This window comes from Pseudomonas sp. B2M1-30 (assembly GCF_025447575.1).
GTDB classification, from domain to species: domain Bacteria; phylum Pseudomonadota; class Gammaproteobacteria; order Pseudomonadales; family Pseudomonadaceae; genus Aquipseudomonas; species Aquipseudomonas botevensis.
This window is the reverse complement of record NZ_JAOEJT010000006.1, coordinates 35,238-51,308: the sequence shown is the minus strand read 5'-3', so window position 1 is coordinate 51,308 and position 16,071 is coordinate 35,238. Positions and strand designations below refer to the sequence as shown.

At 60.8% G+C, this 16,071-nt stretch carries 18 protein-coding genes; 8 read left to right on the top strand and 10 right to left on the bottom strand.

Annotated features, from left to right (window positions below):
- The first annotated feature begins 22 nt into the window (after positions 1-22).
- Complete coding sequence (gene rlmF / locus N8H74_RS13930) at positions 23-1,054, top strand: 23S rRNA (adenine(1618)-N(6))-methyltransferase RlmF (protein WP_262148231.1); 1,032 nt, start codon at positions 23-25, stop codon at positions 1,052-1,054.
- Positions 1,055-1,120: 66 nt separating this feature from the next.
- Here the strand turns inward: rlmF and N8H74_RS13925 are convergent, their stop codons facing one another.
- Entirely contained in the window at positions 1,121-1,402 is a 282-nt protein-coding gene (locus N8H74_RS13925; RefSeq protein ID WP_217832322.1) for an HU family DNA-binding protein, read from the bottom strand.
- Between the two features lie 396 nt (positions 1,403-1,798).
- On the opposite strand from N8H74_RS13925, the gene yejK reads away from it, so the two are divergent.
- Positions 1,799-2,803 (top strand): nucleoid-associated protein YejK, encoded by a 1,005-nt coding sequence (yejK, locus tag N8H74_RS13920; protein WP_262148228.1) that lies wholly within the window; start codon positions 1,799-1,801, stop codon positions 2,801-2,803.
- Positions 2,803-3,153 carry a glutaredoxin family protein gene (locus N8H74_RS13915; protein ID WP_262148226.1) on the top strand — a complete coding sequence of 117 codons (351 nt, stop codon included), beginning with the start codon at positions 2,803-2,805 and terminating at the stop codon, positions 3,151-3,153. The genes yejK and N8H74_RS13915 overlap by 1 nt, the downstream gene beginning before the upstream one ends.
- A 43-nt stretch (positions 3,154-3,196) precedes the next feature.
- On the opposite strand, the gene N8H74_RS13910 is transcribed toward N8H74_RS13915, so the two are convergent.
- From N8H74_RS13910 to N8H74_RS13890, 5 genes are all read right to left on the bottom strand, one after another.
- Positions 3,197-4,132, bottom strand: coding sequence for a glutathione S-transferase family protein (locus N8H74_RS13910; RefSeq protein WP_262148224.1), 936 nt, complete (start codon positions 4,130-4,132; stop codon positions 3,197-3,199).
- Between the two features lie 84 nt (positions 4,133-4,216).
- Positions 4,217-4,519: a GIY-YIG nuclease family protein gene (locus N8H74_RS13905; protein WP_262148222.1), complete on the bottom strand. Its 303-nt coding sequence runs from the start codon at positions 4,517-4,519 to the stop codon at positions 4,217-4,219.
- A gap of 39 nt (positions 4,520-4,558) precedes the next feature.
- Positions 4,559-5,029: a nuclear transport factor 2 family protein gene (locus tag N8H74_RS13900; protein WP_077571232.1), complete on the bottom strand. Its 471-nt coding sequence runs from the start codon at positions 5,027-5,029 to the stop codon at positions 4,559-4,561.
- 120 nt (positions 5,030-5,149) lie between these two features.
- The gene (locus N8H74_RS13895; protein WP_262148219.1) at positions 5,150-6,454 is read right to left on the bottom strand and encodes a CynX/NimT family MFS transporter; all 1,305 of its coding nucleotides are present in this window, start codon (positions 6,452-6,454) and stop codon (positions 5,150-5,152) included.
- Positions 6,444-7,103, bottom strand: a complete 660-nt coding sequence (locus tag N8H74_RS13890; RefSeq protein WP_262148217.1) for a FadR/GntR family transcriptional regulator — start codon at positions 7,101-7,103, stop codon at positions 6,444-6,446. Before N8H74_RS13890 ends, N8H74_RS13895 begins: the two co-directional genes overlap by 11 nt.
- 164 nt (positions 7,104-7,267) lie before the next feature.
- On the opposite strand from N8H74_RS13890, the gene N8H74_RS13885 reads away from it, so the two are divergent.
- Together N8H74_RS13885 and N8H74_RS13880 are read left to right on the top strand one after the other, a co-directional pair.
- Entirely contained in the window at positions 7,268-7,579 is a 312-nt protein-coding gene (locus tag N8H74_RS13885) for a type II toxin-antitoxin system MqsR family toxin (protein WP_217832315.1), read from the top strand.
- Positions 7,576-8,058, top strand: a complete 483-nt coding sequence (locus N8H74_RS13880) for a type II toxin-antitoxin system MqsA family antitoxin (RefSeq protein WP_262148215.1) — start codon at positions 7,576-7,578, stop codon at positions 8,056-8,058. The genes N8H74_RS13885 and N8H74_RS13880 overlap by 4 nt, the downstream gene beginning before the upstream one ends.
- Before the next feature lie 64 nt (positions 8,059-8,122).
- Here the strand turns inward: N8H74_RS13880 and N8H74_RS13875 are convergent, their stop codons facing one another.
- From N8H74_RS13875 to N8H74_RS13860, 4 genes are all read right to left on the bottom strand, one after another.
- Positions 8,123-8,887 carry an amino acid ABC transporter ATP-binding protein gene (locus N8H74_RS13875; protein ID WP_003221897.1) on the bottom strand — a complete coding sequence of 255 codons (765 nt, stop codon included), beginning with the start codon at positions 8,885-8,887 and terminating at the stop codon, positions 8,123-8,125.
- A 12-nt stretch (positions 8,888-8,899) separates the two neighbouring features.
- Positions 8,900-9,997, bottom strand: coding sequence for an amino acid ABC transporter permease (locus N8H74_RS13870; RefSeq protein WP_217832313.1), 1,098 nt, complete (start codon positions 9,995-9,997; stop codon positions 8,900-8,902).
- Positions 9,998-10,007: 10 nt separating this feature from the next.
- Entirely contained in the window at positions 10,008-11,189 is a 1,182-nt protein-coding gene (locus N8H74_RS13865; RefSeq protein ID WP_217832312.1) for an amino acid ABC transporter permease, read from the bottom strand.
- 65 nt (positions 11,190-11,254) lie between these two features.
- Complete coding sequence (locus N8H74_RS13860; RefSeq protein ID WP_217832311.1) at positions 11,255-12,286, bottom strand: amino acid ABC transporter substrate-binding protein; 1,032 nt, start codon at positions 12,284-12,286, stop codon at positions 11,255-11,257.
- Between the two features lie 467 nt (positions 12,287-12,753).
- On the opposite strand from N8H74_RS13860, the gene N8H74_RS13855 reads away from it, so the two are divergent.
- The 3 genes from N8H74_RS13855 (at position 12,754) to N8H74_RS13845 (ending at position 16,068) form a co-directional block, all read left to right on the top strand.
- On the top strand, positions 12,754-13,410 hold the full coding sequence (locus N8H74_RS13855) for an alpha/beta fold hydrolase (protein WP_217832310.1): 657 nt from the start codon (positions 12,754-12,756) through the stop codon (positions 13,408-13,410).
- Between the two features lie 137 nt (positions 13,411-13,547).
- Positions 13,548-14,999, top strand: coding sequence for an ATP-dependent RNA helicase RhlB (gene rhlB / locus N8H74_RS13850; RefSeq protein WP_262148526.1), 1,452 nt, complete (start codon positions 13,548-13,550; stop codon positions 14,997-14,999).
- A 124-nt stretch (positions 15,000-15,123) separates the two neighbouring features.
- Positions 15,124-16,068: an ornithine cyclodeaminase family protein gene (locus N8H74_RS13845; protein WP_262148212.1), complete on the top strand. Its 945-nt coding sequence runs from the start codon at positions 15,124-15,126 to the stop codon at positions 16,066-16,068.
- Positions 16,069-16,071: the final 3 nt, after the last annotated feature.

Here is a 16,071-nt window from a genome sequence, read left to right as displayed (position 1 = left end):
CTTACCCGAATCGACCTCGCCCATGACCGCTCCACGCCCACCCAAACCCGCGCGCAAGAAGCCTGAAGCCAAGACCCCGGCCGCCAACGGCGCACCTAAGGAAAAGGCCAGCCTGCACCCGCGCAACCGCCATCAGGGCCGTTACGACTTCCCGGCGCTGATCAAGCGCACGCCGGAACTGGCGAAGTTCGTGATCATCAACCCCTATGACAAGGAAAGCATCGACTTCGCCAGTCCCGAGGCTGTGCGTGTGTTCAACCGGGCGCTGCTCAAGGCGTTCTACGGCATCGCCCATTGGGACATTCCCGCCGATTACCTGTGCCCACCGGTGCCGGGGCGTGCGGACTACATACACTTTCTCGCCGACCTGCTGGCCAGTCATAACGACGGCGTGATCCCGCGCGGGGCGGCGGTCAAGGTGCTGGACGTGGGCATGGGCGCGAACTGCGTCTATCCGCTGATTGGCCATAGCGATTATCGCTGGCAGTTCCTCGGCTCGGACATCGACGCCACGGCCATCGCCGCCGCCAGGGCCATCGTCCAGGCCAACGGCTTGAACAAGGCGATCCAGATCCGCCAGCAAGGCAATCGCAAGCACATCCTGCTTGGCCTGCTGGAAGCCACCGAACGCTTCGAATTGACGATGTGCAACCCGCCGTTCCACGCCTCCCTCGAAGAAGCTACTCGGGGCAGTACCCGCAAATGGCGCGCGCTGGGCAAGGCCGATCCGAAACGCAAGCTGCCGGTGCTGAACTTCGGCGGGCAGGCGGCGGAGTTGTGGTGCGAGGGCGGTGAGGTGCGCTTCGTCACCCAATTGGTCAGCGAGAGCGCGCAGGTGGCGCAGCAGGTGTTGTGGTTCAGCACGCTGGTATCGAAAGCGTCGAACCTGCCGGCGATCCAGACCGCGCTGAACAAGGCTGGCGCCCTGCAAAGCCAGGTCGTGGAGATGGGCCAGGGTCAGAAGCAGAGCCGTTTCGTCGCCTGGACCTTCCAGACCCCGGAACAGCAACAGGCCTGGCGTCAGGCTCGCTGGAGCAAGGCCTCAGCGCAGTAAGCACTTTTCTGCGGACACAAAAAAACCGTGCCCGGATCGCTCCAGTGCACGGTTTTTCATGCTGTCTTACTTGTTGATGCCGTCGGTCAGCGCTTTGGCTGGAACGAACTTGACAACTTTCTTGGCAGCGATTTCGATGGCAGCGCCAGTCGATGGGTTACGGCCGGTACGGGCAGGACGCTCGGTCACTTTCAGCTTGCCGATACCTGGCAGAGTGATTTCGGCACCGTTTTCCAGCTGATCGGCAACGATTTGACCCAGTTGCTCCAGAGCGTTGCGCGCGGTGGTTTTCGGCGCGTCGATAGCTTCAGCGATGTCGGCGATCAGTTGGTCTTTAGTAAGAGCCATGTAGTGTTCCTTCCCTATCAAATTCATATGGATTGCAGAGTGCAGTGTCAGCCATCGAGCCCGATCTTCTGGATCTGGCACCCTCGGCGATAACCACGACGAGTCGGGGTTATAGATGCCGAAATCAAGGTTTGGTTCGACCTGACAAAAGCTGAATGCATGCTTGTCGCGGTGACTTCGCGCAAGACCGGGCAAAACTAGCACAGAGACAAGGAAATATCCGCCTCTAGCTAGCCAAATGGTCAGGTTTATTGCGCTAAAGCGGTAAATAAATGCATAAGGGCCGACCCGTGACCCTGAATTGCCCCTCAACCCGCGCCAAAACCAATGGTTGCGGTACACTGGGCGCTTTTTCGGGGGAGCCTGCCCTCCTCCCTTCCACCAGCCGAGAAGCCTATGCCGATCCGTCATTGCATCGTCCACCTGATCGACAAAAAACCCGACGGCACACCCGCAGTTCTGCACGCCCGCGACTCTGAACTGGCTGAGTCCGCGGCCATCGAGAACATGCTCGCCGACCTCAATGAAAGCTATAACGCCAAACAGGGCAAAGCCTGGGGCCTGTTTCATCCGGAGTCCGGCGCATTTCCGTTCAGCGGCTGGCTGAAGGAATACCTCGACGGCGGGCAGGATTTCACCGCGTTCAGCCGGGTGGCGGTCGAGCATCTGCAAAAGCTGATGGAAGAATCGAACCTGTCGGTGGGCGGCCACGTACTCTTTGCCCACTACCAGCAAGGCATGACCGATTACCTGGCGATCGCCCTGCTGCACCACAGCGAAGGCGTGGCGGTGACCGATCAATTGGACGTGACCCCGTCGCGTCATCTCGATCTCGGCCAGTTGCACCTGGCGGCGCGGATCAACGTCTCCGAGTGGCAGAACAACAAGCAGTCCAAGCAGTACATCTCGTTCATCAAGGGCAAGAACGGCAAAAAGGTCTCGGAGTATTTCCGCGACTTCATCGGCTGTCAGGAAGGCGTCGACGGCCCGGGCGAGACCCGTACCCTGCTCAAGGCCTTCAGCGACTTCGTCGAAAGCGAAGACCTGCCGGAAGACTCTGCCCGCGAGAAGACCAAGACTCTGGTCGACTACGCCAGCAGCCAGGCCAAACTCGGCGAGCCGATGGGCCTGGAAGAACTCTCGGAACTGATCGATGAAGAACGCCCGAAGGCCTTCTACGATCACATCCGCAACAAGGATTACGGCCTGTCGCCGGAGATTCCGGCGGATAAGCGCACGCTCAACCAGTTCCGCCGCTTCACCGGTCGCGCCGAAGGCCTGTCGATCAGCTTTGAAGCGCACCTGCTGGGCTCGAAGATCGAGTACGACGAAGAAGCCGGCACCCTGGTCATCAAGGGCCTGCCGACCTCGCTGACCGATCAGCTGAAGCGCCGCAACTGATGCTCGGCAATGTGCTGAAAAAGGTTCTGCTGGTACTGCTGGTGGTCGTGGTCTATCAGAACTGGGGCAAGATCGAGCGGGTGTTCAATCCGTCGCAAATGGTGTCCGAGCAGACGCGAGCGCAGGCCAGCGTCACGCTCTACGCCACCGACTGGTGCGGCTACTGCAAGCAGACCAAGCGTTTTCTCGACAGCAAGGGCATTCCGTTCAAGGAGTTCGATATCGAGAAGGACGCCGAGGCGCGCAAGGCTTATGAAGCGCTGGGCGGGCGCGGGATTCCACTGATCGACGTCAACGGTACGTTGATTCGCGGGTTCGACCCGGACGAAATACTCGCCGCCCTGAAATAGAACGCATTGTGGGAGCGTGCTTGCCCGCTCCCACAGTGGCGTTTCAGCGGGCCTCGATGCGGAAGCCGAATCGCGGGAAGTGTACATGCACCACCCCGCCACGCGCGTCCTCGCGGCGCAGGATCAACTCTTCGCGCCCGGCAAACACCAATTCCCCGGCCACCGGATCAACGCCGTAATCCGTCGCCGCAATCGCTACCTGCTGGCCCGCCGTGAATCCATTCGGATCGACAAACTGCTCATCCGGCAGTGCCGCCGGGGTGGCATTGCGCGCAACTTCCAGTGCTTCCTCGGAGCTCATTTCACTCGCCGCGCCATGCCCGAAGCCCAGCACGCGCCCCAGCCAAGCCGACACCGCCGGATAAGCGTCCACCAGTGGCGCAGTCACGTGGGTCGCCTTGAGGAACCACAGCGGATGGGCCATGGCGAAGTCGGCAATTGACGGATCGCCGAACAGAAAGTCGCCCTGCTCGCGCTGCAACTGCTGCTCCAGGCGCGCCATGATCGTCGGCCATTGATGCTTGGCCTGCTCGGCGGACAGCCGGGTCGCGCTGCCACCGCTGAACAGCCCCGCGCGATCGGCCAGGAAGGCTTTGATCGCTTCCGGCGGCAATTTGCCGAAACGCACCGCAACGGACTCCGGCTGAAACACCAGACTCACCGCATGCTGAAACACCACCGAATCCGCCCAGGTGGCGAAACTGGCGGCGATCATTTCCTGACCTTCCGGGAAGAACGCCGGCTGAGCCTTTTCTTGCTCCAGGCGACGACCGATCAAGGCGGTATCGCAATAGATATCGGCGCCGACCTGCAGCACCGGGGTCTTGCGATAGCCACCGGTCAAGGCCGTCAGATCGGGCTTGGGCATCACCGGCGAGATATTCACCGAACGCCAGGACAAACCTTTGAACCCCAACAGCAGCCGGGCCTTTTCGGCGAATGGAGAGGCTGGGTAGTGGTGAAGAATAAGCTCGGACATGCTCGGCTCCGCCGCACAGAAAGTGAATCAGCAGCTTAGCGTGCAATTGGATCGCGGCCTACGGATGTGGCTGATGGGAACCCATCAGTCAGGTTGATACCCCGCCACCAGACACTCCTTCGCACTCTTCCTCAACTTCTTGATCAGCCGCTCCTGGCGCAGCGCATCGCCCTTGTCGCGGCAGCGCTCGGTGTAGACCAGTGCCATGGCCGGGCTTGAGAGGAAAAACCGTGCACCCTTGCCGCTCTGGTGTTTGGCAAAGCGGCGCACGGGATCATCGCTGATCCCGCAGTAGAGCGAGCCGTTGGCGGCGCGCACGAGATAGACGAACCAGGACTTGCTCGTCGGGACGTCGGCATCGACAGGATTTTCGCTGAGGGTGGTCACGTAACGGTCAGGGCGTGTAGGAAACAGGCCGCGATCTTATCAGCGCCCGGCCTGAAATGCCTTCAGCCCTTTCAACGCCTGGGCGCGAACGGCGTTGCGTACCAGCGGCGTCCAGCCCAGCAGCAGACCTTTGAAGCCGAGGGCCTGACGCGACCAGCGCCACAGGTCAAAGTGGTCGTGGTGTTCGCAGATCTTGCCGTCGCGGAAGACGAAACGCGCCTGGATGTCGTTGATCACGATGTTGCCGGTCTGGCTGAACAGATAGGTCGCCACCCAATGGGCGCCGCCGCTGCGCTCGTCGGCACGCACGTTGTCGAAGGTCAGCGAAAAGTCCTTGGCACGGGTGGTGAGCATGCGCCACATGTCGCCGGCATCACGGCCCCGCAGTTCGCCGAAGGCCGGATCGCTGAACACCACATCATCGGTGTAACAGGCGGCCATCGCCTCGGCATCGAGGCGCTGGAAGGCTTGGTAGAACCGGGTAATCAGGGCGGCGTGGGCTTCACTCATGGGCAATCTCCAAAGAATGTACAGATTGCCAGCACGATAATCTGCAATCGCCGGAAACACTATCGGCATTCGTGATTCGAATGGCGGCGGTGCGGATTAAAACGGTGGAACTGGCGAGCCTCAGATCTTTTCGCTCTGCACCTGCACATACAACGCTCGCCCGGCCCCAAGCCCGGCAAGGATCGCACCGAAGCCGATGATGCCGAAGATCCAGCCCACGGCATTCCAGCCGCCAGTCCAGTCGTGCACCACGCCGACCGCGAACGGCCCCATCGAAGCGAGGGTGTAGCCGAAACCCTGGGACATGCTCGACAGGTTTGCAGCGACGTGGGCGTCGCGCGAGCGCAGAACGATCAGGGTCAGCGCCAGGCTGAACGTGCCGCCCTGCCCCAGGCCAAGCAGGATCGCCCAGCCCCACAGCCCTTCGATCGGTGCATAGAGGCAGCCGAACAGACCACCTAGGGTCAACGCCATCACTACCACGATCGCCAGGCGTTGATCCTTGCCACGGGTAGCCAGCCACGGCGCCGCCAGGGAACTGGCAAGCTGGATGATCACCGAGCCGGACAGCACCAGACCCGCCTGGGTCGGCGTCAGCCCGCGCCCGATCAGGATCGACGGCAGCCAGCCGAACACGATATAGGCCAGCGACGACTGCAGCCCCATGTACAACGTCACCTGCCAGGCCAGCGGATCGCGCAGCAGCCCGCGCACCCGATAGGCGACATTGTGCGCGCCGTGTTTCTGCCCCACCTGAGGCAGCCAGAACAGCGCCGCCACCAGCGCCGGAATCACCCAGAAGCCCAGGCCCATCGCCCAACTGTGGTCGAAATGCTCGCTCAACGGCACGCTCGAACCCGCCGCCATCGCCGCGCCAAGGCACAGGGCCATGGTATAGACACCGGTCATGGTGCCCGCGTGTTTGGCGAAGTCGCGTTTGACGATGCCCGGCAACAACACACCGATGATGCCGATGCTGGCACCGCCCAGCACACTGCCGGCGAACAGACCGATCTCACCGAAGTTGCTGCGCAGGATAATGCCGCCGGACAGCGTCAAAAGAATTCCCAGCACGACTCGCTCGGCGCCGAAGCGCCGCGCCAGCATCGGTGCCAGCGGGGCGAACAGCCCCAGGCAGAGGACCGGCAATGTGGTCAGCAGCCCCGCCTGGGCGGCCGACAACCCAAGGCTTTTCGACACGTCGCTGAGCAGCGGCGCCATGCTGGACAGCGCCGGGCGCAAGTTCAGTGCCACCAGGATCAACCCCAACAGCAATAGCCAGGGACGGCGTACCAGCGGATGGCTCTGCTGCACCTGCTCATCATTGGCCTCGGCGTCGATCAGCAACTCTTCGATCTCGGTCGAGTGTTTGGCGGCTGTGGACAACTCACTGCGGGACATGGACTTCTCGGTTTCAAGGTTCATTGATCAACTGCCTGGATAAAGCTTTGGCCCGCTCCGGATCGCGTTGTTCAACCGCGTCGAGCAGCGCGACATGCAGGTCGAACACCTCCTGGCGGCGCGGGACGATGTTCAGGGTCTGGCGCAATTGCGCGCCGACAATGCTGGAGAAATAGCGATACAGCTCGCTGAGGGTCGGGTTGTGCGCGGCATCCACCAGTCGGCGGTGGAACACCAGATCGCAGGCGATGTAAGTGTCGAGGTCACCGTGGTAGTGGCAACCGCTGACCCCGAGTGCATCGCGCAATGCCACCAGATCCTCATCGGTACGGCGCAGGGCCGCCAGCCCGATGGCCTCGACTTCGAGAATGTGCCGGGTCTCCCGGGCCTGATCCAGTGAGCACCGGGACAACGCCTTGAGGGTGTCCATCGGGTCGACCACCGCGCGCAGATAACTGCCGTCGCCCTGACGGATTTCGATCAACCCGGAAAACGCCAGGACGCGCATGGCTTCACGCACGGTGTTGCGGCTGATGCCGAGTTCCGCGCAGAGCTCGGGCTCGGTGGGCAGACGCTGGCCGACCTGCCAGGTGCCGTCGGTGATGCGCTGGCGCAACTGGTCCAGCGCCTGATCGACCAGTGACCGCTTAATGAGCAAAGAATTTTCTGACATGGGATTCGTCCTTTCATCCAATCATGGGATGAATTTTCTGACATGTTAATCAGCTCCGTGTAGGACGGCAACCGCCTACGGTCAGAGAGAGGGAATGGAGCGGGATTTTCGATTGGTCAAAATTACCCTTTAAGGGTAATTTCAGGGACGGGACTCAGGTTTTTATGGAGAAAAACACACCCCACTACAACTTGGCGGTGATCAAGGAGGATGTCAGGAGACTGGGTAGAGAAGCGTTCACCCGAACTGCCCGAAATACCGGCAGGGACTTGGGTCTGAGCCTCAATGAAATGCAACAGGTCGTTTTCGAACTCAACAGCCGGATGCTTTACAAATCGATGACCACCTACAGCGATCATCGAGTCTGGCAAGACGTCTATCACACGACCTGGAACGATTTGGAGATATACATCAAGGTCACTTACTGCACAGGTAGTGAACCTCCGGTGATCTCCTTCAAGGAGAAAAATCCATGAACACAAAGCAATGTTTCAGCTGTGGTGCCCCCGAGGGGATGCGGCACTTCAAGGGTCGCGGCGAAACCATGAGCGTCAAGGGCATGGAGCGGCGGCTCGATGACTTATCCGGTTGGGAGTGCCAGGCCTGCGCAGAGGTCATCTTCGACCCAGGTAGCGCAGAGCGTTATTCGGATGCCTGCGACGAACTGGTCATCGCCGGCAGGCAAATGATCGGCAATGAGATGAAGCGCATTCGCCGCAAACTCCATCTATCTCAGAAAGACGCAGTGCAACTGCTCTCGGGCGGCGGGCACAACGCGTTTTCACGCTATGAACGTGGTGAAACGTTGCCTCCCAAGGCGTTGATGGTATTGATGCGCCTGCTCGATCGTTATCCGCATTTGCTCGCCGACGCTCGCGTGCTGGGGGAAGGCGCGGACTTGCGGGGGTTCAAGGACACTGTTCACACGGAACGCGAAACCCTCCCCGCCTCCTGAACAGGTTTCCCGCAAAAAACAAACCCGGCACAAGGCCGGGTCTGTTTCAGAAATCACCTCTGCATCAATGCAGAATCTGACTCAGGAACAACTTCGTCCGATCATTCTGCGGATTGTCGAAGAAGTCGTTCGGCGCCGCCTGTTCGACGATCTCGCCCTTGTCCATGAAGATCACCCGGTTGGCCACGGTGCGGGCGAAGCCCATTTCGTGGGTTACGCAGAGCATGGTCATGCCGTCTTCGGCCAGGCCGATCATGGTGTCCAGAACCTCTTTCACCATCTCTGGGTCGAGTGCCGAAGTCGGTTCGTCGAACAGCATGATTTTCGGCTTCATGCACAACGCGCGGGCGATCGCCACACGTTGTTGCTGACCACCGGACAGTTGCCCCGGGAACTTGTGCGCCTGCTCCGGAATGCGTACGCGCTCCAGGTAATGCATGGCGATTTCCTCGGCCTTGCGCTTGGGCATCTTGCGCACCCACATCGGCGCCAGCGTGCAGTTCTGCAGGATGGTCAGATGCGGGAACAGGTTGAAGTGCTGGAACACCATGCCGACTTCACGGCGGATCGCTTCGATCTGCTTGAGGTCGTTGGTCAGCTCTACGCCGTCGACCACGATGCGGCCCTGCTGGTGCTCTTCCAGACGATTCAGGCAGCGAATGGTCGTGGACTTGCCGGAGCCCGACGGGCCGCACAGCACGATACGCTCGCCCTGTTTGACATTGAGGTTGATGTCTTTCAGAACGTGGAACTGGCCGTACCACTTGTTGACGCCTTGCATCTGGATGATGCCTTCAGGCCCCACTGGCTTTTTGATTGCTTCGCTCATTACAGAGAACTCCTAACGCTTGTGGCCAGTGTCGAGCTTGCGTTCCAGATGCATGGAATAGCGCGACATACCAAAACAGAAAATCCAGAACACCAGGGCGGCGAACACGTAGCCTTCGGTGGCCATGCCCAGCCATTTCGGATCGGCGGCGGCTTGCTTGACGCTGTTGAGCAGGTCGAAGAGGCCGATGATGATCACAAGGCTGGTGTCCTTGAACAGCGCGATAAAGGTATTGACGATGCCCGGGATCACCAGCTTCAGGGCTTGCGGCAGAATCACCAGGCCCATGGCGCGCCAGTAACCGAGGCCCATCGCAGCGGCGGCTTCGTACTGACCTTTGGGGATCGCTTGCAGACCGCCACGCACCACCTCGGCGACATAGGCCGACTGGAACAGGATCACGCCGATCAGCGCCCGCAACAGCTTGTCGAAGTTCATGCCTTCGGGCAGGAACAGCGGCAGCATCACTGAGGACATGAACAGCACCGTGATCAACGGCACGCCGCGCCAGAACTCGATGAAGGTCACGCAGACCACGCGAATCGCTGGCAGGTTCGAGCGACGCCCCAGCGCCAGGAGAATCCCCAGCGGCAGCGCACCGGCGATCCCGACGGTGGCAATCACCAGGGTCAGCATCAGGCCGCCCCACTGGCTGGTCGCCACGGTGGTCAGGCCGAACACACCGCCGTGAAGCAGGCAGTAGGCAACGATCGGGTAGATCACCAGGAAGCTCAGCCCGTACACCGCTTTACGCGGGAAGCGCGAGATGAACAGCGGTGCCACGCCGATGACCGCCAGCCACACGGTCAGGTCCACGCGCCAGCGCAGGTCGGTCGGGTAGTAGCCGTACATGAACTGGCCGAAACGCTGCTGGATGAATACCCAGCAGGCGCCGTCCTTGGTGCAGTCGGCGCGGGTGGTGCCGACCCAGTTGGCATCGAGGATCGCCCAGCTGAGAATCGGTGGGACCACGAGGTAGATCAGGTAGAACGCAAACAGGGTCAGCAGGGTATTGAGCCAACTGGAGAACATGTTCGCGCGCATCCACGCCACTACGCCGATGCTGCTGCTCGGTGGGGGCATGTCAGGTTTGAAAGTATGGGATGTCATGCGCGTTTCCTCACCGCTCGATCAGCGCAATGCGCTTGTTGTACCAGTTCATCAGCAGGGAAATGCTGATACTGATCGCCAGGTACACGCTCATGGTGATGGCAATGACTTCGATGGCCTGACCGGTCTGGTTGAGCACGGTGCCGGCGAACAGCGAAACCATTTCCGGATAACCGATACCGGCGGCCAGGGACGAGTTCTTCGCCAGGTTCAGGTATTGGCTGGTCAGCGGCGGAATGATGACCCGCAGCGCTTGCGGAATGATCACCTTGCGCAGGGTCGGGCCGTTGCGCAGACCGAGAGAACGGGCCGCTTCGGTCTGACCATGGCTGACCGACTTGATCCCCGAACGCACGATCTCGGCGATGAATGCTGCGGTGTACACGGTCAGGGCCAGGGTCAACGCCAGCAGTTCCGGGATCAACACCCAGCCGCCGACGAAGTTGAAACCTTTGAGCTGCGGCAGTTCCCAATGCAGCGGAGCGCCGAAGATCAACGCACACAAGGCCGGAACCACCAGCAGGATGGCCAGGCCGACCCAGAACTTGTGGAACGGCTCGCCGGTTTCTTCAAAGCGTCTGGTCGCCCAGCGGCTCATGAACACGATGGCGACGATGGCCACCACGATGCTCACCACGAACGCCCAGAAGCCATCGGCCATTTGCGCGGCCGGCATGTTCAGGCCACGGCTGCTGACGAAGAAGGTGTCGCCGAAATTGTGACTGTTGCGCGGCCCCGGCATGGTCAGGAATACCGCGAAATACCAGAACAGGATTTGCAGCAGCGGCGGAATGTTGCGGAACACTTCCACATACACGGTCGCCAGTTTGCTGATGATCCAGTTCGGCGAGAGACGCGCCACACCGATGATGAAGCCCAGCAGGGTCGCCAGGATCACGCCGATGAATGTCACCAGCAGGGTGTTGAGCAGGCCGATCACAAAGACGCGGGCATAACTGTCCGCTTCGGTGTAGTCGATCAGGTGTTGAGCGATACCGAACCCGGCACTGCGCTCCAGGAAGCCGAAACCGGAGGTGATGCCCCGGTGTTGCAGGTTGGTCTGGGTGTTATCGAACAGATACCAGCCCATCGAGACCACCGCCACGACGGTGATGATCTGAAACAGCCACGCACGCACACGCGGATCGCTGAGGCTGAACCTCTGCTTTGGTGCGCCGATTGAATTTTGCATGAAGTGCCCCGGAAGAAATCGAACAGAACATCACCCGGCGGTTGGCCCGCCGGGTGATAGAACAATCAGCGCACTGGTGGTGCGTACTGAATGCCGCCGTTGTTCCACAGCGCGTTCATGCCACGGTCGATTTCCAGCGGAGTGGTCTTGCCGAGGTTTTTCTCGAAGATTTCGCCGTAGTTACCCACCTGGGAAACGATCTTGACGACCCAGTCCTTCGGCAGTTTCAGGTCCTTGCCGTATTCGCCGTCGCCACCCAGCAGACGGGCAACGTCCGGGTTCTTGGTGGACTTGGCTTCTTCAACAACGTTTTTCGAAGTGATACCGGCTTCTTCGCTGTTGAGCAGCGCGTAGCCGACCCAACGTACGATGGCCAGCCACTCGTCGTCGCCGTTACGCACGACCGGGCCCAGAGGTTCCTTGGAAATGGTTTCCGGCAGAACCACGTAGTCCTTCGGCGAAGCCAGCTTGCTGCGCTGGGCGAACAGCTGGGACTTGTCGGAGGTCAGCACGTCGCAACGACCGGACTCCAGCGACTTGGCGCTTTCATCGGAGGTGTCGAAAGTGATCGGGGTGTACTTCAGGCCGTTGGCGCGGAAGTAGTCGGACACGTTCAGTTCGGTAGTGGTACCGGCCTGGATGCAGATGGTCGCACCGTCCAGTTCCTTGGCACTTTTCACGCCCAGCTTGTTGTTGGCCAGGAAGCCCACACCGTCGTAGTAAGTGATGAAGCCAGGGAATTTCAGGCCCATGCCCGCGTCACGGGAACTGGTCATGGTGGTGTTGCGCGACAGGATGTCGATTTCGCCGGACTGCAGCGCGGTGAAGCGCTCCTTGGCGTTCAGCTGGCTGAATTTGACCTTGGTCGCATCGCCGAACACGGCAGCGGCCACGGCACGGCAGACATCAGCGTCGATACCGATGATCTTGCCGGTCGAATCCGGTACGGAGAAGCCTGGCAGACCGTCGCTCACGCCACACTGCACGAAACCTTTCTTCTGTACCGCATCCAGGGTTGCACCCGCCTGAGCGAACCCGCTGACGCCGAGAACTGCAGCAGCAGTCACGACCGCCAGAGTGGATTTCAACATCTTCATTCAAACCTCCAGTTTTGCTCTTGTTGTGTCGGAGCTTGAGTCCAGTCGCACCCTTTTGAGGCGTAGTTGACCCGTGTTGGCTTCTTATGGGGTCAACCGACGTAAGACCTTAGCTATGAGTCTAGTAGGAGAAAATCCACATAATGGACAACTCACTTCTCACCAGTCGGCCGAACGGGCTGTAGCCCTTTCACGTTCGCGATGCCCGTAGCGGCCATTGGCGAACATCCATCACCGGATTCTTTGCTATCCCGTCGCCGGGCGTTCACTGATAGTGTTACCGCCAGGCCCGAGATCGATTGCACAACCACCTCATAGCAAAGCCCGTACCAGACCGGTCGCAGAAGCAGATGAGGAAGAGGTCAATAGCAAAACTTTCAGCCTTGCGACATCTTCTTAACGGATAAACCAGGCGCGCACTCGAATCACGCACTTAATGAGAGCGCCCGCACACAATTGGAGCAGCCATGACCGAGCCCTTGATTCTTCAGCCTGTTAAGACCGCGGACGCCTGCGTAATCTGGCTGCACGGCCTCGGCGCCGATCGCTACGACTTCCTGCCGGTGGCCGAGGCGTTGCAGGAAACCCTGTTGAGCACGCGTTTCGTCCTGCCTCAGGCACCCACCCGCCCGGTCACGATAAATGGCGGATATGCCATGCCGAGCTGGTACGACATCAAGGCCATGAGCCCGGCGCGGGCGATCGACCGCGACGAACTGGAAGCGTCCGCCGACCGCATCATCGAACTGATCGAAGAGCAGCGCGCCAGCGGAATAGACGCTTCGCGGATTTTTCTCGCGGGTTTTTCCCAGGGCGGCGCAGTAGTTCTACACACCGCTTTCCTGAAATGGCAGGGACCCTTGGGTGGCGTGCTGGCGCTGTCGACCTACGCACCGACATTCAGCGATGCGCTGGAGCTGTCCGCCAGCCAGCAACGGATCCCGGTGCTGTCGCTTCACGGCCAGTTCGACAACGTGGTGCAGAACTCCATGGGCCGCACCGCCTATGAGTATCTGAAGGCCAATGGTGTCACCGTGACATGGCAGGAATACCCAATGGAGCACGAAGTGTTACCCGAAGAAATTCGCGACATTGGTCAATGGCTGGGCGAACGCCTGCGCTGATCGCGCCTCAGGGGTTTTTCCTACAGACGGCCCCCTTTGATCATCCCACTACGCCGCGCCCGTTTCTTGCATTACACTGGCCGGCGTACATTCCTTAACCAATTGATGAGACGACCGTGCTCAAAGCACTCAAGAAAATGTTCGGTAAAAGCGAGGCTGAGCCGCTCGCGCCAGCGCCCACTGCGCCGTCCCCCGCCCCCGGTCATCGCAACGATGCCAAACCGGCCGACCGCCAGCCTCGCCCAGCGGCACCGAAACCAGAGCCGAAACCGGCCTCCGCCGCTACCAACGTTGCCGAACCTGCCCGCAGCGAAGCACCGAAACCGCCCAGACCGCGCCGCGAACCGAAGCCCAAGGCGCCGGTGATTCCCTGGAAACTCGAAGATTTCGTCGTCGAACCCCAGGAAGGCAAAACCCGCTTCCACGATTTCAAACTCGCTCCGGAACTGATGCACGCCATCCAGGACCTGGGCTTCCCGTACTGCACGCCGATCCAGGCCCAGGTGCTGGGTTTCACCCTCGCCGGCAAAGACGCCATCGGCCGCGCCCAGACCGGCACCGGCAAGACTGCCGCGTTCCTGATCTCGATCATCACCCAACTGCTGCAGACGCCGCCGCCGAAAGAGCGCTACATGGGCGAGCCACGGGCACTGATTATCGCGCCGACCCGCGAACTGGTGGTGCAGATCGCCAAGGACGCCGCCGACCTGACCAAGTACACCGGCCTCAACGTCATGACCTTCGTGGGCGGCATGGACTTCGACAAGCAGCTCAAGCACCTCGAAGCGCGCCACTGCGACATCCTCGTCGCCACGCCGGGCCGCCTGCTGGACTTCAACCAGCGCGGCGACGTGCACCTGGACATGGTTGAAGTGATGGCGCTGGACGAAGCCGACCGCATGCTCGACATGGGCTTCATTCCACAGGTTCGCCAGATCATTCGCCAGACCCCGCCGAAAAGCGAACGCCAGACCCTGCTGTTCTCCGCGACCTTCACCGATGACGTGATGAACCTGGCCAAGCAATGGACCACCGACCCCGCCATCGTCGAAATCGAAGTCACCAACGTGGCCAACGAGAACGTCGAACAGCACATCTATGCCGTGGCCGGTGCCGACAAATACAAGCTGCTCTACAACCTGGTCAACGACAACGGCTGGGAGCGGGTGATCGTGTTCGCCAACCGCAAGGATGAAGTGCGACGCATCGAAGAACGCCTGGTGCGTGACGGTATCAACGCCGCGCAACTGTCCGGTGACGTGCCGCAGCACAAACGCATCAAGACCCTGGAAGGTTTCCGCGAAGGCAAGATCCGTGTGCTGGTCGCCACTGACGTGGCCGGTCGCGGTATCCACATCGACGGTATCAGCCATGTGATCAACTTCACCCTGCCGGAAGTCCCGGACGACTACGTACACCGCATCGGCCGTACCGGTCGGGCAGGCGCCGATGGCGTGTCGATCAGCTTCGCCGGTGAGGACGACTCGTATCAGCTACCGTCCATCGAGGAACTGCTGGGTCGCAAGATCAGCTGCGAAATGCCACCAACCCATCTGCTACGGGCGGTTGAGCGCAAGCGTCCTCAGTAAGCGACGCGGTAAAAAAAGGCGCAGCCGGTAACGGGCTGCGCTTTTTTTTCGCCTGGATATTGCTGGATTAAACTAAAAGTCCATAATGGACAAATTAGTTTAATTTCAATCCCCGGAGTCCGCCATGTCCAGCACGCCGTATGTGATCGATCAAACCCAGGCCCGCGACCTGCTGGCCCGTATCGATGTGCCGCAGATCATGCGCAAGCTGTTTCGCGATCTGGCGACCGGGCATGCGGTGCAACCGGCGCAACAACTGGTGGAATTCCCCCAGGGTGCCGGCGACTTCATCAACTACCTCGGAGTGCTGGCCGAAGATGGCGTGTACGGGGTCAAGACTTCGCCGTACATCGTCCGCGAGCAAGGTCCGCTGGTCACCGCGTGGACGCTGCTGATGTCGATGCAGACCGGCCAGCCGCTGCTGCTGTGCGACGCCGGCGAACTGACCACCGCGCGCACGGCCGCGACCACCGCCGTCGCGGTCGACGCCCTCGCCCCGCACGCGGCCGAACGGCTGGCGATCATCGGCAGCGGCAAAGTGGCCCAGGCGCATCTGCATTACGTCAAAACCCTGCGCGACTGGCAAAGCATCAGCCTGTACGCCCCGAACCTCGGCGAAGATCCGGCCACCGCGAGCCTGCTGAAAAGCATCGAGCCGCGTCTGAACATCGCCGCCAGTCGCGAAGCCGCCATCGCCGATGCCGACGTCATCATGCTCTGCACGTCGTCCGCCGGCCCTGTGATCGACCCGGCCACCCTGAGCAAACCGGCGCTGATCACCTCGATCAGCACCAACGCCCCGCGCGCCCATGAAGTGCCGCCGAACAGCCTCAATGGCATGCAGGTGTTCTGCGACTATCGTCTGACCACGCCGGGCTCGGCGGGGGAAATGCTGATTGCCGCCGAGCAGCACGGCTGGAACAAGGACGCGATCGTTGGCGACCTGGCGGATCTGCTCGGCAAAAAAGTGCCGCGCCCCGCTTACGACCGTCACGTATTTTTCCGCTCCATCGGCCTGGGCCTGGAAGACATCGCCGTCGCCAACGCGGTGTACCGCCTCCAATCCTGATAC